Here is a 13,780-nt window from a genome sequence, read left to right as displayed (position 1 = left end):
ATTATCGCCGTAGAAAGGATGTATTTCAATGGATGTAATCATTGAAAGAGCGTGTGGAATGGATGTCCATAAGGACAACATCACCGCATGTATCATCACTCCAGAAGGAAAGGAGATTAAAACTTTTTCTACTAAGACTGTGTTTTTGATCCAACTGGTTGACTGGATCAAACAGCACAATTGTACGCATGCTGCTATGGAAAGCACAAGTGTTTACTGGAAGCCTATTGTGAACTTACTAGAATATGAGGAGATTGAATTTTTAGTAGTAAATGCACAACATATGAAGGCTGTTCCAGGACGTAAAACAGATGTAAAAGATGCAGAATGGATTGCCAAACTTCTCCGTCATGGACTAATTAAAGCTAGCTATATACCTGACAGGAATCAACGTGAATTACGCGAGCTTGTTCGTTATCGAAGAAGCATTATTGAAGAACGTGCAAGGCAGCATAATCGTATTCAAAAGGTATTAGAAGGTGCGAATATTAAGTTAGGATCTGTTGTATCAGATATTATGGGAGTTTCAGCTAGAGACATGCTTAATGCAATAGCTGATGGAGAAGATAACCCAGAAATTCTTGCAAACTTCGCTCGTCGATCAATGAAAAAGAAAAAGGATGAGTTGGAATTAGCTCTTAGAGGGTATATCAACCCACATCAGAGACTTATGCTGAAAACTATTTTAAGGCACATTGATTTCCTAACTGAACAAATTGAGATGCTAGATTCAGAGGTAGAAGAAAGAATGCAATCCTACCAAGATGATATTGAACGATTAGATTCAATTCCAGGCATCGCAAGAAGAATGGCTGAACAGATTCTTTCTGAAATTGGATTTGATGTAAAGAAGCAATTTCCTAGTGCCAGTCACATGTGTTCCTGGTCAGGTGTAGTTCCTGGACATAACGAAAGTGCTGGGAAGAGGAAATCAACCAAAACTAAAAAAGGAAACAAATATCTAAGATCAGCACTAACAGAAGCAGCCCATTCAGTAAGTGGATCTAAGAATTATCTTGGAGCACTGTACAGGCGTACAGCCTCACGCAAAGGCAGGAAACGAGCAGGAATTGTTGTCGCTCATGCCATATTGAGAATTTCTTATTACCTCTTAACTCGAAAAGAAATGTATGTAGACTTAGGAGAAGACTACTTTGATAAAAAGAGGCAGCAATCAATCGTAAGACATTCACTCCGCAGACTCGAAAGCTTAGGATACACAGTCACTATACAAGAACCTGAAGCATCTTAAACTAGTCAACTATCTATAAATGAACTCAAGATCGGCGCTCTCCCTTTTTAAAAATTTGAATGAGCTGCGTCTATTTTAGTATTGCCTTTTTTCCGTTATTAAAGAAGTATATTTTCATGGTAGTTAAAAAATAACATTCGGAAACTACATTTTTATTAAATATAAAATTTATTAGGAGTTTATGTTATTCCTTTCAATCAATGTCCAAACCTGCTCTGCCATATGCTCAGCTGTATATGGCATTCTGTTTAAAATCCACCATTCTAAAATCCCTACAAAAGCATTTGCTGTAAACTGTATTATTAATTCCTTGTCCATCCCTTGATTAATACCCTGCATATTAATCTTTTCTTGAATACTAGAAGTTAGAGTTTTTTGTATACGTTCCCTGAATAATGAAGTTTTTTGACTAGAGAGCATCGAAGAAAAAAATAGAAAATTCTTCTGGATATATATAAATAAAGATTTTAGTGCCTCTATTGCCTCATTCTTTTCAACGTTTTCCTGTGTAAACTTAGTTAATGTACAAGAAGAAATCATTTCGTCCAAGTGAACATTTATACACCTATTAAGTAGGTCATATTTATCCATATAGTGAAGATAGATGGTTCCTCGATTTACATTTGCTCTTTCAGAAATATCATTTATAGTAATCCGATCAAATTCCTTCTCAGAAAAAACTTCAAGAAATGCTCTGTTTATGGCATCTTTTGTTCTTAGAATTCGTCTATCTGTTTTATTTCCAATAGTCATATTCAATTTACCTCCGTTTTTAATGAACACAATTCATACTTTTGTTGTTTATCAAACAAAAGCGGTATTATTAGCGATTGTAATAACTTTTCTTCTCTCTATAATAATAATCAACGGCCGCATTTTAAACAACACAGTGTTGAATAACATATGTTTTGGAATACAGTAAATAAGCATTGAAATTACTTAAAGGAGCGATAACATTTGGAAAACGTGAAATCTAAGGTGATCATAATAACAGGGGCATCTAGTGGAATTGGAGAAGCAACCGCTAAGTTTTTAGCCCAAAACGGTGCTAAAGTAGTATTGGCTGCTAGAAGAAAAGAACGTCTCAATATAATCGTGAACGAAATAAATAAGAAAGGTGGCGAGGCTGTTTATATGCAAGTAAATGTAACTTCAGTGGAAGACATGCAAAAACTTGCCCAGTATACTGTGGAACAGTATGGTCGAATTGATGTCCTTATTAATAGTGCTGGAGTCATGCCGAATTCTCTTCTAAGTGAACTTAAAATACATGATTGGAACCAAATGATTGATGTAAACATAAAAGGTGTGCTGTATAGTATAGCATCAGTTTTGCCAGTGATGAGAAAGCAGCAATCAGGACATATAATCAACATATCTTCTCTTATGGGACACAAAGTAATTCCAAGTACAACTGTATACAGCGCAACCAAATCTGCCGTACGCGCTATTACGGAAGGTCTACGTCAAGAGGAATCTCCAACCTCTCAGATCCGTTCAACGAACATTTCACCTGGTATGACAGCAACATCTGTACTTGATGAATATCAAGATTATCCTAGCATTTCTCCTTACAGTGTTGCTCGAGCTATTGCATTTGCTATTAATGAACCCGATGATGCTGGAGTTAATGAGATTATCATTCGTCCTACGTTACAATCAATCTGAGCAAACGATATTACAAGAACGATTGCCCTTGCATGTTATCATGAAGGGCTTTTTTAATTGAAATTTTAATTGCAATTCCAGTTGCTCATTTCCTTCTTGGATCAAAGCAACAATTCCTATAAAAAGTATAGGGTTTTAATGAATCAGAAAGGTCTTATTAGCACTACTATTAAGCTCAATATAGAACCAATTCCTAATAGAGTTACTGCTGTCCTAATCTTTTTCCTGCTTTCATCTACCAGTTCATTTGAAAGAATCTTACCTACTCTAAGTTTCTTATATTCACTCCATAATTGATAAAATTTTATTGAAGATAATATTATAAAAATTAATGATAAGATTGCTAAAAGTATAGCCCAATTCAATGAATTTCTCCTCCTAAAATGGTACCAATTATTTATACGGTTTTTACTATGCTTACCCTTTAGATCAAGAAAAAAGCTCCTAAGCTAGTGAGAGATGCAAATAAAATCCCCAAAGCAAAAGCTGGTCCAATTGTGTTCATTAAAGACATCTTTTTGCTGTTTCTTCTAGTATTAAACATATATTTTGTAAGCGTACCCAGGATTGTAACTACAATGAAAGTTAAAAACCATAGTTTCATTTTTATACCTCCTCAACTAATATTCTTAATAATCGTACCATAAAAAGCCATTTATAATGTTCCGTTATCCTTCCCCTTTAGTTGAGTTAAACCTGATTTAAAAGTCATATAATACTGCCTTAAATGGAGGATGCCCTGTTTCTTGGTTTTGTATTTGACTTGGCTTGCGGAATCTTAAGCTAGTATATAGTTCAAATATAGGTACCCCATTTCTAACTTCTTTTAACAAAACATTTATCCAAACTGGACATAAGGGGACACGACATGAAATCATATTTACAACTGTTTCTAAGTCTAATTCCCTTTCATTTAAATTTTTTTCATTTAACATACCACGATGCAAATATTCATCTGTAGAATTAAGTTGTTTATTCTCCTCTTTAACGGGTACAATTATGAACTTATAATTTTCAGTTATACTTAGTTTATGAAAAACTGTAATTCAGTAAGTGTAGATAGGAGGTGAACTTTTAATAGTTGATTATCTATGTTTTTCATCATAAATTTCACCCCATTTTTTTCTATTCGATTATGCAAACCCCTATGCGATCCTTTTTCAACTATTCTTTCCCTATACTTAAATAAGAAAGTGTGAAACCATCTAGGATCATCACACTATTAATCGATTATTCTTTTATTGGTCTCTCAAAAATCAATTCATGTTCTAGGGGCTTCCCATGACCATCGTATCTTAAAGGAAGAATTTGTACTAATCTCCATCCAGAAGCTGCATATTGATTAATAGTTTCTCTATGCTTAGGAGAAGTCACCTAATGAAGTATTAACAAATTTATATTCGTACACTTCTTCCACCTCAAATCTTGTTATAACATATATACGGATTTAAGATACAAAAGTTTCCTCTAATTGAACTAACCTCACCCTTTATCACAATAAGTAGTTGAAAATATTGTTGGTTTTTTCACAGTTACATTCATTTTTTTAAAACTTTTGATCTCTTCCGATTTTATGGTTTTAATTTAATAGGAAATAAAATTCAACATCATTCTTATAGCAAACTTTGCACTAAAAACATTTGGTTATTATTGTCCTTGTTGGTATTTTAGGTTGATTTCCCCTATAAGTTGTTTAACGTTATTATAATCAACCATTATTGCATATTGTTTAAGTTTACTAAATTCAATATTAACTGATTTTTCAATGGTATTAAGTTCTTGGAAATGATAAATATATGTAACTAATTCTTGTAATGAATTCGATGCTTCTTGTTGATCGCTAGTTTGGAATATCTGATGATATTCATCAATTAGTTGTTTAGGCGAATTATACTTGGGATTTTCAATTATAGCTGATTTTTCCTCAATAGGAGCATTATCAATTGTATTTATATCATGTAAATCGCCATTTTCCATCTTCTTCTCTACCAATTCTTGTTCCACTTCCTCAGAATTCAAATATCGTTTATCATTCTTCTCCATCCACTTCAGTAAACCATAAGTTCCTGTTGTTGACAGTCCTAGAACTAATACTATTGCTATAAAAAAAACAAGTAAGACTTTTTTTATTCCAACTTTTGATGCTGTTTGGTTAAATGATTTTTTCAAACCTAATTAATCCTCCTTAAACTTCTTCTAGTTCAAATAAACCTCTATTTCTTTTTATTTATCTATATACTATAAATCCGAAAACTTTAATTTCCTAAGCAAGGTTTAACATCTTATATATAAGATTCAATAGTGGAAAAATTCATTTTTTAACTATAAGGCTTAGCGTGTTCTTTAATAGTATTCAATTAAAAAAGCATTAATCCTCCTGGATTAATGCCCAACTGTAAATCCTTCTTCAACAATTCTTTCCCGTTAGTTAAAAAGACTGTCCTGACAAAACAATCCTCGCTACTTATTAATAGATAATCATAATTACAGGGGACTTCATTTTGCGGCCAAATAAATGTTTTCAAAATTTACGAGAAGGGATAGCAGAGTTGTAGGATCTATACCGAAACAGACTTCCAACTTACAAGGAATTTCTTCATCCTCATAATAACCTAAGTCATTTAGCTTCAAAGAAACCATACAATGTCCCCTTCGGTCAATGATACGTATTGTAAAATCCAATTCCTTTGGAGAAGCTGACTTTAAACTAGCTTCACCACTTCTTTTATTTTCGAGATTGCGGAACGATATAAGAAAGTCTGACAAATCATCGGTTAGTATATAGATTCCACCTAATGTTGCTGAAAAACCCTTTGATTGGGTTTCAATACTAAATCGCACTCCCATACTATCTTCTTTATCGAAATGGATTTTAATAAATGATAGTCTATCTTCCCCCTGAATCAGCATCTTCACCACTCCTAATATATTAAATTCGGTTTATTATTTTAACTCTTTTGAACTAAACTTCTCCATTAGTTAAAAAGTAAAATCAAAAGCTTCCCTTAACTGGGATTTTGATTTATAGATAACTACCCAAACAAAGAGCACGGGAATTAAGCGAAGACTCATTTTATGAAAAGGAAATACGCATATACTTTCCAGCTGATGAAAAATAAAAAAACTCTTTTATTTTATACTTATATTGGAGTAGCTCAAGCATCTTATTTAAATCATCTTTAAGAACATTATAAGGATCACAATATAGATTCATTCTTTTTTCCCGATGGTATTTCTTCATAGGAAAACTTATTTCATTTTCTTCATTTTTCACATCAAAGTAATTACAGTCGTTGTAATATCCTGCTTTACTATCACACTCGATTAAACGATATTTCTCTATATGATAAATAGTATCGTTAATCTCCCAGGACCACTCTTCTACTTCAAAAGGCACGTTGTAAACAAGTTTTTCTTCTCCCAAGTCATAACATCCTTACTTTTTCTATTTTCCTTACAACGGAAAGTTGTTACAAACCTTTTTCAAGTTACTCTAGTAAAGTCTAATTAATGTACACGAAACAAACTTCATTCTTTTCAACTAATCTTCTCCTTTAGTGAAATTAAATTTCAATCACAATCAAATTCAGGAAAGGAATAGTTTATAAAATTATTCAATTGTAGCATGGACCTCAAAATTAACTTTCAGTATTGGATAATAATCATTCCGCCAGTCTTTCAATTCATTGTATGAAATCAAATGGTGATATTGTTGTCCAAATCCAAATATATCTGTCTGGCTTTTTTGTGTCTTTTCTAGTAAATCATAAAACTTCTGTTTAATGTTCTTTTCAAGTTCCTTCATTATCCTTTCATTTTTGATTCCGACTTCTCTTTCTAAAATATTTATCTTTATACTCAAGTCGCTTGACAATAGCGGTTTATTATTTTTGATTGAAGCTTTATATTGAATTGAACTGTTTGTGAAAATAACACTTGCAAAACCAAGGTTCTCTATTTTTCCTTTCACATTTTTATTTTGGAGCAGATTAATTAGTTCACTTTCCTCCGGACTAATTTTTTCAATAACTTTTCCTTGTTTTAAAATTTCGGATCCATTAAACATTAATACTGTATCTTTTCCAGAACTAACAGAAGGAACAGCTATATCTTTTGTAAATAAATATGAGCTCTGATACACTTTCCAAATAGTTGTACTAACAAGTTCTGGAGCCCAACCTGCTCCTTTATTAAAGTAATCATATAAAGAAGAGGCATGAACACCTAATTTATCATTAATGTTTGATAATACATTCTCGACTTTTTCATCTGTTAGTGCAACCAACGCACTTGAAGGAATTTCTTCCGAACCCATTAAAAACTTTATAAGGTCCCTAAACTCCTGTTCGTTATTTGCCAAGCTTTTATGGACGACAATTAATCGAATTTGTGAGAAATCAATGGCATTTTCAGAGTTCGTCAAAATTTGTCCAATTACATTTTCAAGGGTTTCACCTTTACCTGTGACGATTCTCGCGATTTGGTTTTCATTTTTATCTATTGGGATCTGCAAAGTTAATTTGTACTCTTCATTATCTTCCTTTGAAATTCCCATGACTAAAGGAAGCGAGCGCTTATTTATATCTTTAATATCCCAACATCCACTTAGAAAGATTGTTGACATAAAGATGATCAATATTTTAATTACTTTATTCTTTTTCATGCCCGAAAGCCTCTTTTCGATATAATCCATAGATAAAAATGGAAAATGGAATAATAATCATAAAATAAGCTTGTGCACCTATACTCCATAGAAAACATTTTTCAACCAAATTTTGTGTTGGAAGTAATAATGCCAACATAAATGAGATAATAGAAACAGCAATAATCCAATGAGAGGATGTCACCGTTAGACGTTTAAGTATTTTTCGCATGATTAATCCTATCATCCAAAGCATAACTGAATTAGCCACTATTACTAAACCAACCAACGATATACCGAAGAACATCGTTTGTCGGTTGAACGGAAACCAACTAATGTCTACTGTATCCATTGCTTCCAAAAAAGGGTGTTTGAGTGAAACGACAGTTTCTTGTCCAAATATAAATAGAGGTATATACACTACAGATAGAAAAAAAAGCATTACACTTATGAATGCTACGAAAAGTTGGCGGAATGACATCTTTGTTTTTGAAACCATAAAACCTAAAAATAAAAACGATGAAAATCCTAATAGATAGAAAAATTTACTGTTTAACAAGAATCTGTCAGGTAGATTCCAAATTGGTGTAGCGTTATGTATTTCAAAATTAACAAAAGATGAAAAAATGTTAAAAACCACTAAGGGAATAACAATCAAGAAAATAAAAACCGAGGAACGTAAAATTGTACCTAGACCTTTTATAGCTGTATATACCGAAATGAGAAATAGCAATATCAATACTGACCAATAAGGGGTCCGAGGTAAAAATACCGTAATAATTACTTCCGTGTGTAGCCGAATATTAAACGCAACTAAGGCAATCAGGTTGATTACAAATGGGATAAGAAAAATAATAGCAAACCATCTTCCCATTTTTAAATAAATATCAATGACATCATTTTCGGGAAAGTAATTTAAACCTTTTATATATATCCAAATAAATATCAACATCAGAAATCCTTGACATATCACAACTCCCCAATGAGCTGTTTTCGTTAACATATAAATGAGATCAGGATAAACCAAATAGCCAATACTTAAATGCATGATAATAAAAACCATTACAATTTGTATCCGCTGCGTCACTTTATGTCTCCTTCTTGTTCAATATTAAAGGTTAGATAAGGGATATCGTTGGAAGTTAAACTTGCCAAATATATTAGAGTGAAAATGAAGCCAGTGCAAACACCTAAGATACCGAAAATTGATGCTAAAATTAAAATGGGGTACTTAAGTAACCGAATGTATAAGGAATTCTGCATTCCTATAACTGCTGAACTTGCAATTACAACAGCAGTGATTACAATGACTAACAAATTACTGACTAATTTCGCTTCAACCATCGCCTGTCCTAGTATGATACCACCTACCATGGTAATAGATGGGCCCATGCTCTTAGGGAGTCTAGTTATTGCTTCTAGTATTAAATCAACAATAACAACCATTACAATGGTTTCAAGAAAGGCAGATAAAGGAATACCTTCCCTACTCTTTGCGACAAACAATGCAAGATCTGTTCTAAATATTCCAGGGTTGATTGACACCAAAGCAACATATAAAGCAGGAAGTATCAATGTGGCTACAGCCCCAATTACTCTAAAAAGTCGAAGCATAAATGCAAGTACAAAAGGGAAATTACGATCGTTTTCACTATTAAACATATCCCAAACTAGATTTGGAAAAACAAGCGCGAATGGAAAATTATCCAAAAAAAGCACGATTCTATTCTTTTTTAAGGATTTTATGGCTTGGATTGGGAGTTCAGTGGCAAATAGATGACTAACAGGACTCAGCCTACGTTTTCCAAATTGACTGTCCAGATCATCAATGGTTTCAATATCGAATTTAATTTGAGTTAACTGCTGGTTAACTTTTTCGACAAGGGCATTGGGGGCTTTTCCTTTAATATACAACATTGAAAGCCTTCGCTTATCTAAGTCTCCAACCTGATAGGAAGAATGGCTTAGACGTTCAGTGCTTAGCCTCTTTCGGATTATTCCCACGTTAATATTAATATCCTCTCCAAAGGCATTCATAGAAGCATGAATAGGACTTTCGTTTTTCGGCTCTTCAATGCTCCTACTCAGATTTTGGGCAATAGGATCAACAATTGCATTAAGTTCGTTATCTTTTGAAACAATTACTAATTTGCCTTCTAATATGGCTCTTATTATTTGTTCCCTATCCACCTCAATCTTTTCACTAAGATTTATTAAGAGTGTTCTTAATGAAGTGGACGAGGCAGCGATTTGTTGTACGTATAATTTCGACTTAGTTAAATCAACAAGAGTATTAAAACCAATTAGATAGACTACAGTATTATCTAAGAGCTCTTCTTCGATGAAAAAATCTTCGTTATTGGCAAACTTAAATTCAATTTCTTGTACTAAATTCATCATTATTTTGCTGCCCCTTAACCAATAGTAATCTTAGAAATTATTTGCACAAAGAAGCGATATTATACGAAATATAATTAATAACAAACCAAAGTAAAGAATAGTCTTAGAATAGATTGATTCTATTTAATTTCTAATAGAATAGGAAATTCTGAAATGATGATAGGTCCTCACTCCTATTGAAATAAATGTTAGCAAGAAGATAATTAGTAATTACACTTTCATAATAAAAAGCTACAGAATAATCTGTAGCTTTTTATTATGAAAGGTAGTGTAGTTAAGATTGGTCAATACTAACGATTATTTACCTCAAAAAAAATTTGGCGATACTTCCTTAAATGATCAGTATTTACTTTCCTGAATGTAATGCTTCTTCAACTCAATCAGTTTGATACGAATATCTCTCAAATGCTCACTTATTCGCAGGATTTCATCCCCCAACGAGTGAATGGAATGCTTGTTCAGCTAGCCATTTCGATACGTTCTTCCAATAGTGACCTGTTGGTTCCATCCCAAGATGGCTGCATTTAAATTCTTCATTTCTTGAAGACTACGAATCCAATTTAATAATCTCTTAAAACCAACTTCACTATCCTCAAATGTAAGAGAATTTCCGACAATAATTCCACGGTAATTTATAGCCCGTGCAACATGAAACTGTTGGGTAATATCCACACAAACAATTAAATGTTTATCGGAAATTCTTTCTATTAGTTGATTTTGTTTGTCTTGCATTTTAAAATTCATAATAGAGCTCCTTTTTTAAGAATTTGAGTTTGATTGGTCTCGTACTCATATCTTACTGAGGTGCTCTTCTTATTTCAAACCTGATATTTAACGATCTACAGGAATGCTATCCTTCCTCGTTTGTTTAATAGCTTCAATAAAAATAAGCGATAACCTAAATTACTCCATTACTATTGCAAGCACACAAATGTTTATAATTCTTCGGAACTCTGAGGATGTACTTTTTATTTATCTATAAAAATAGGAAACTTATTTAGTACGTAGTTCCAAACAAATTGATCCATAACTCATAGAATACATTAACCTCAAAAAAAAGGAGGTGAAAGATATGAGTGCAGGTGGACATGGTTATGGTGCAGGTTTTGCACTAATCGTTGTCCTATTTATCCTTTTAATAATCGTTGGTACTTCATACGTCGTTGGTGGCTATGGAAGTTAACTAATTTAAATTAGGAATGTATGTTAAGGCAGACTACATAAATGGTCTGCTTTTTAATATCGAATCCATTGGATATATGAAATCTTCTAACGTCACTTTTTGAGTCAAACCTCTTTTAAATTTCCTTCATTAAAAATTTTTTAATTCCCGAAATTCCTAATCCTTTTAATACCTTAATGAATAATGTATTAAAAATGAAAGGAGTTCTTTAAATGGAGATACCTATTTCAGGATTCATGCATCATTCAGATGATTCAGACCCTATACATTCTCATCACCTTTATATAACCTCATGGGATGGAAAGCCTGTTCATGTCCACGAATTTAAAGGTGTAACATCTTTTGATGTAGGACATTATCACAGATACGCTGGAACTACTGAACCTGCACCAAGTGGAGTACAACATACCCACAGATATTTTACTTTTACTTCTGTTGATGACAGACATAAACATCAAATCCGAGGAGTTACAGGTCCTGCCATTTTCCTTCCAGGCGGTGGACACTATCACGAGTTTAGCGGATACACAACAGTGGATGGTTCTACCCCACATCGACACAGATATAGCGGAGAAACAAGTCGTTAACTCACCTAATTGGTGGGTTTTATTTTTATATGCATCAAGTATTTTTTCATTAAAAGAATTTGTTGTGCAGTATTTAGTCAAATACGAAGAAGAGAAGATCACTTAATTGAAGTAATCCTCTCCGTAATTCAACAGTATCGGTGTACAACACTGAAAATGATGCTGATATATTTTCGTCTCTCTTATTCAAGATAAGCACCCGATTGTTATATATTTATGTTCTTACCAAGCTAGCTTCAAATAAGTCTATAATTTCTAGAAACCTTTCAGCTTCTCTAAATGTATGGTCAGCTAATAATGGATGAATATTGCTTTTGATTCTACAAGCTTCAATTAACTCTCTGGCTGTTTTCTTAAAATCCCTTAACGAAGCAACTGAAACTTTATTCTGATTTAAAAATTGACTTAGTATTGGTTTGGTTTCAGATTGTGGGCGCATAGAATCCAAATCAACTGCTTGAAACACCAATTGGTCAAAATCATGACTAAACTCTCTAGCCTGCTCAACTAATTTTCTTTCTGAGGGGTCTAAAAGATGACCGATAAACTTTGCGTGGTCTGCCATAATTTTAAGAAAGAATACATTTTCTTCAATAATTGCTTCTGGTTTCGGGGCAAGTTTCCCTTCATTCAGCTCTTTTAAGCGATTAGCAAAGTAAGCTGCTTCTCTACTAATGTGGTCAACCAATAAAGGGAAATTATTATGACGGATCTGGCAATTTAAAGTTAAACCTAAAACTTTTCGTTTGTAGCCCCATATTGCTGCTGCAGCTTGGTAAACCTCACTATTAAAGGCTTGAACTTGACGTAAATCTGAATTTACGTTAAATCTAGCTAACCTTTCTTCAATCCTTTCGAACAATGAAATAAACTGTCGTGCTTCATCGATAAGTTGTGTCTGTTCATAAGTAAAACCCAAGCTTAAAAATAAGGCATGTTCTTTCATAATCCTAGACCAAAATCGGATTTCGTCCAGTGACCTCTCAACTATCGGATTTGCCATATGATCCCCCCTTATTTAACCCTCCCTTTATATATACGTGTGAGAATTTGTACTAATTCATCATGTTTTACACATCAATAGTTTGTTTAGACAAAGATCTTAAACGAACGGAGCAGTTTAGTGAATACGTTTTGGGTTAGTCTTTAATTGAATAACCATTAAAATCTTGTTCCCCTAACTTGCTTCATTTAAGTGAAAAACTTCACAATAGCACAAATCTTCATACTAAAAATCCTACTAGAAGATAATGAATTGTTGTTCTTATTTTCCATAATTACGGAAATCGTTGTTGCGCAGTAAGAGTCTATTACGAAATGACGACTTTCTTTTTGTACTAACGTTACCTGTTAGTAAAAGGCATGTAATTTGTTGTTTCCTCCTTACCAACCGAACGGGTTACCTTGTGTGGCTATGAGCGTTTTTTGAGGACAATATAGTAGACAATGACTACGATACCAAGTACCAGTACTACTGGAATAAGACCCCAATTCCCTTTTGTCACTAGTTTCTGTGCTTCAAACGGAAGTTCAGGCTGCTCTCGTAGATAATTTTCATAAAACTCTTTTCTACTAGTTGGATCAACACTCGCTTCTCCGTTTACTAGATCAATAATTCCATTAATGCCTGCAACAGGTACGAGGAAATCTTCTTCCTTACTCTCTTCTAACAATAAAAGAAATTTCCCTCCTGCTTCTTGATGCTCCATCATCCATCCGGCATCATCAGCTGGAACGCCTGCGATAAATCCCTTTGTAGTTTCCCCTTTATACAATACATCTGCGTCAAATTCATAGCCACCAAATAAACCGTTGTGATACTGTGGTTCACTTGTGAAATCATACGTTCCCACCACCACGACATCGGCTCGTTCGAGTACTTCTTCTGGTTCAAGCATTACCCATTTTGTTGCGAATGCCGGGCTATTACTAAGTAAAACAACCCATACTAAGAAAAAGATGACTATTATATTACGGACCTTAACTCCAAAGGTATGTGTTGTATTTGGTCTCATCATAATTAATCCTGCCTTTCAGGAGATACATCA

The 13,780-nt window shown here is 33.4% G+C and carries 15 protein-coding genes and 1 pseudogene; 4 read left to right on the top strand and 12 right to left on the bottom strand.

The window, feature by feature from the left end; genetic code table 11:
- Positions 1-28: 28 nt before the first annotated feature.
- Positions 29-1,252, top strand: coding sequence for an IS110 family RNA-guided transposase (locus JR050_RS03255; protein WP_204202084.1), 1,224 nt, complete (start codon positions 29-31; stop codon positions 1,250-1,252).
- 171 nt (positions 1,253-1,423) lie between these two features.
- Here JR050_RS03255 and JR050_RS03250 read toward each other — a convergent pair whose 3' ends face one another.
- The gene (locus tag JR050_RS03250; RefSeq protein ID WP_239454076.1) at positions 1,424-2,005 is read right to left on the bottom strand and encodes a TetR/AcrR family transcriptional regulator; all 582 of its coding nucleotides are present in this window, start codon (positions 2,003-2,005) and stop codon (positions 1,424-1,426) included.
- Positions 2,006-2,209: 204 nt separating this feature from the next.
- Here JR050_RS03250 and JR050_RS03245 point away from each other — a divergent pair, with 204 nt between their 5' ends.
- Positions 2,210-2,920, top strand: coding sequence for an SDR family oxidoreductase (locus JR050_RS03245; RefSeq protein WP_204202083.1), 711 nt, complete (start codon positions 2,210-2,212; stop codon positions 2,918-2,920).
- A gap of 424 nt (positions 2,921-3,344) precedes the next feature.
- Here JR050_RS03245 and JR050_RS03240 read toward each other — a convergent pair whose 3' ends face one another.
- The 9 genes and pseudogenes from JR050_RS03240 to JR050_RS03200 all read right to left on the bottom strand — a co-directional run.
- Positions 3,345-3,524 carry a hypothetical protein gene (locus JR050_RS03240; protein ID WP_204202082.1) on the bottom strand — a complete coding sequence of 60 codons (180 nt, stop codon included), beginning with the start codon at positions 3,522-3,524 and terminating at the stop codon, positions 3,345-3,347.
- A 626-nt stretch (positions 3,525-4,150) separates the two neighbouring features.
- A complete protein-coding gene (locus JR050_RS20660; RefSeq protein ID WP_346726701.1) occupies positions 4,151-4,294 on the bottom strand; it encodes a DUF4177 domain-containing protein in 144 nt (47 codons plus the stop codon).
- 273 nt (positions 4,295-4,567) lie between these two features.
- A complete protein-coding gene (locus JR050_RS03230) occupies positions 4,568-5,089 on the bottom strand; it encodes a hypothetical protein (RefSeq protein ID WP_204202081.1) in 522 nt (173 codons plus the stop codon).
- A gap of 327 nt (positions 5,090-5,416) precedes the next feature.
- The gene (locus JR050_RS03225; protein WP_204202080.1) at positions 5,417-5,830 is read right to left on the bottom strand and encodes a WapI family immunity protein; all 414 of its coding nucleotides are present in this window, start codon (positions 5,828-5,830) and stop codon (positions 5,417-5,419) included.
- A 163-nt stretch (positions 5,831-5,993) separates the two neighbouring features.
- Entirely contained in the window at positions 5,994-6,344 is a 351-nt protein-coding gene (locus tag JR050_RS03220) for a hypothetical protein (protein ID WP_204202079.1), read from the bottom strand.
- A 186-nt stretch (positions 6,345-6,530) separates the two neighbouring features.
- Positions 6,531-7,583: a Ger(x)C family spore germination protein gene (locus tag JR050_RS03215; RefSeq protein ID WP_204202078.1), complete on the bottom strand. Its 1,053-nt coding sequence runs from the start codon at positions 7,581-7,583 to the stop codon at positions 6,531-6,533.
- Entirely contained in the window at positions 7,570-8,649 is a 1,080-nt protein-coding gene (locus JR050_RS03210; RefSeq protein ID WP_204202077.1) for a GerAB/ArcD/ProY family transporter, read from the bottom strand. The genes JR050_RS03215 and JR050_RS03210 overlap by 14 nt, the downstream gene beginning before the upstream one ends.
- Positions 8,646-9,962 carry a spore germination protein gene (locus tag JR050_RS03205; protein WP_204202076.1) on the bottom strand — a complete coding sequence of 439 codons (1,317 nt, stop codon included), beginning with the start codon at positions 9,960-9,962 and terminating at the stop codon, positions 8,646-8,648. Before JR050_RS03205 ends, JR050_RS03210 begins: the two co-directional genes overlap by 4 nt.
- A gap of 454 nt (positions 9,963-10,416) precedes the next feature.
- A pseudogene (locus tag JR050_RS03200) lies at positions 10,417-10,706 on the bottom strand (IS110 family transposase); the annotation flags it as partial.
- A gap of 328 nt (positions 10,707-11,034) precedes the next feature.
- Here JR050_RS03200 and JR050_RS03195 point away from each other — a divergent pair.
- Together JR050_RS03195 and JR050_RS03190 are read left to right on the top strand one after the other, a co-directional pair.
- Positions 11,035-11,145: a YjcZ family sporulation protein gene (locus JR050_RS03195; protein ID WP_204202075.1), complete on the top strand. Its 111-nt coding sequence runs from the start codon at positions 11,035-11,037 to the stop codon at positions 11,143-11,145.
- Positions 11,146-11,357: 212 nt separating this feature from the next.
- The gene (locus JR050_RS03190) at positions 11,358-11,732 is read left to right on the top strand and encodes a YmaF family protein (RefSeq protein ID WP_204202074.1); all 375 of its coding nucleotides are present in this window, start codon (positions 11,358-11,360) and stop codon (positions 11,730-11,732) included.
- A 214-nt stretch (positions 11,733-11,946) separates the two neighbouring features.
- On the opposite strand, the gene JR050_RS03185 is transcribed toward JR050_RS03190, so the two are convergent.
- Together JR050_RS03185 and JR050_RS03180 are read right to left on the bottom strand one after the other, a co-directional pair.
- Positions 11,947-12,735, bottom strand: coding sequence for a DUF2935 domain-containing protein (locus JR050_RS03185; protein WP_204202073.1), 789 nt, complete (start codon positions 12,733-12,735; stop codon positions 11,947-11,949).
- A 409-nt stretch (positions 12,736-13,144) separates the two neighbouring features.
- Complete coding sequence (locus JR050_RS03180; protein ID WP_204202072.1) at positions 13,145-13,750, bottom strand: hypothetical protein; 606 nt, start codon at positions 13,748-13,750, stop codon at positions 13,145-13,147.
- Positions 13,751-13,780 lie beyond the last annotated feature (30 nt).

Origin of the sequence: Bacillus suaedaesalsae (assembly GCF_016890225.1) — a bacterium.
In the GTDB taxonomy this organism is placed as follows: domain Bacteria; phylum Bacillota; class Bacilli; order Bacillales; family SA4; genus Bacillus_BS; species Bacillus_BS suaedaesalsae.
Note: the sequence above shows the minus strand (reverse complement) of the source record. Positions and strands in the feature narration are given on the sequence as shown.

Excerpts from the sequence above, each read along its gene's own strand:
- JR050_RS03255 (WP_204202084.1), top strand. The coding sequence starts at position 29 with ATGGATGTAATCATTGAAAGAGCGTGTGGAATGGATGTCCATAAGGAC.
- JR050_RS03250 (WP_239454076.1), bottom strand. The coding sequence starts at position 2,005 with ATGACTATTGGAAATAAAACAGATAGACGAATTCTAAGAACAAAAGAT.
- JR050_RS03240 (WP_204202082.1), bottom strand. The coding sequence starts at position 3,524 with ATGAAACTATGGTTTTTAACTTTCATTGTAGTTACAATCCTGGGTACG.
- JR050_RS03225 (WP_204202080.1), bottom strand. The coding sequence starts at position 5,830 with ATGCTGATTCAGGGGGAAGATAGACTATCATTTATTAAAATCCATTTC.
- JR050_RS03215 (WP_204202078.1), bottom strand. The coding sequence starts at position 7,583 with ATGAAAAAGAATAAAGTAATTAAAATATTGATCATCTTTATGTCAACA.
- JR050_RS03205 (WP_204202076.1), bottom strand. The coding sequence starts at position 9,962 with ATGATGAATTTAGTACAAGAAATTGAATTTAAGTTTGCCAATAACGAA.
- JR050_RS03195 (WP_204202075.1), top strand. The coding sequence starts at position 11,035 with ATGAGTGCAGGTGGACATGGTTATGGTGCAGGTTTTGCACTAATCGTT.
- JR050_RS03190 (WP_204202074.1), top strand. The coding sequence starts at position 11,358 with ATGGAGATACCTATTTCAGGATTCATGCATCATTCAGATGATTCAGAC.
- JR050_RS03185 (WP_204202073.1), bottom strand. The coding sequence starts at position 12,735 with ATGGCAAATCCGATAGTTGAGAGGTCACTGGACGAAATCCGATTTTGG.
- JR050_RS03180 (WP_204202072.1), bottom strand. The coding sequence starts at position 13,750 with ATGATGAGACCAAATACAACACATACCTTTGGAGTTAAGGTCCGTAAT.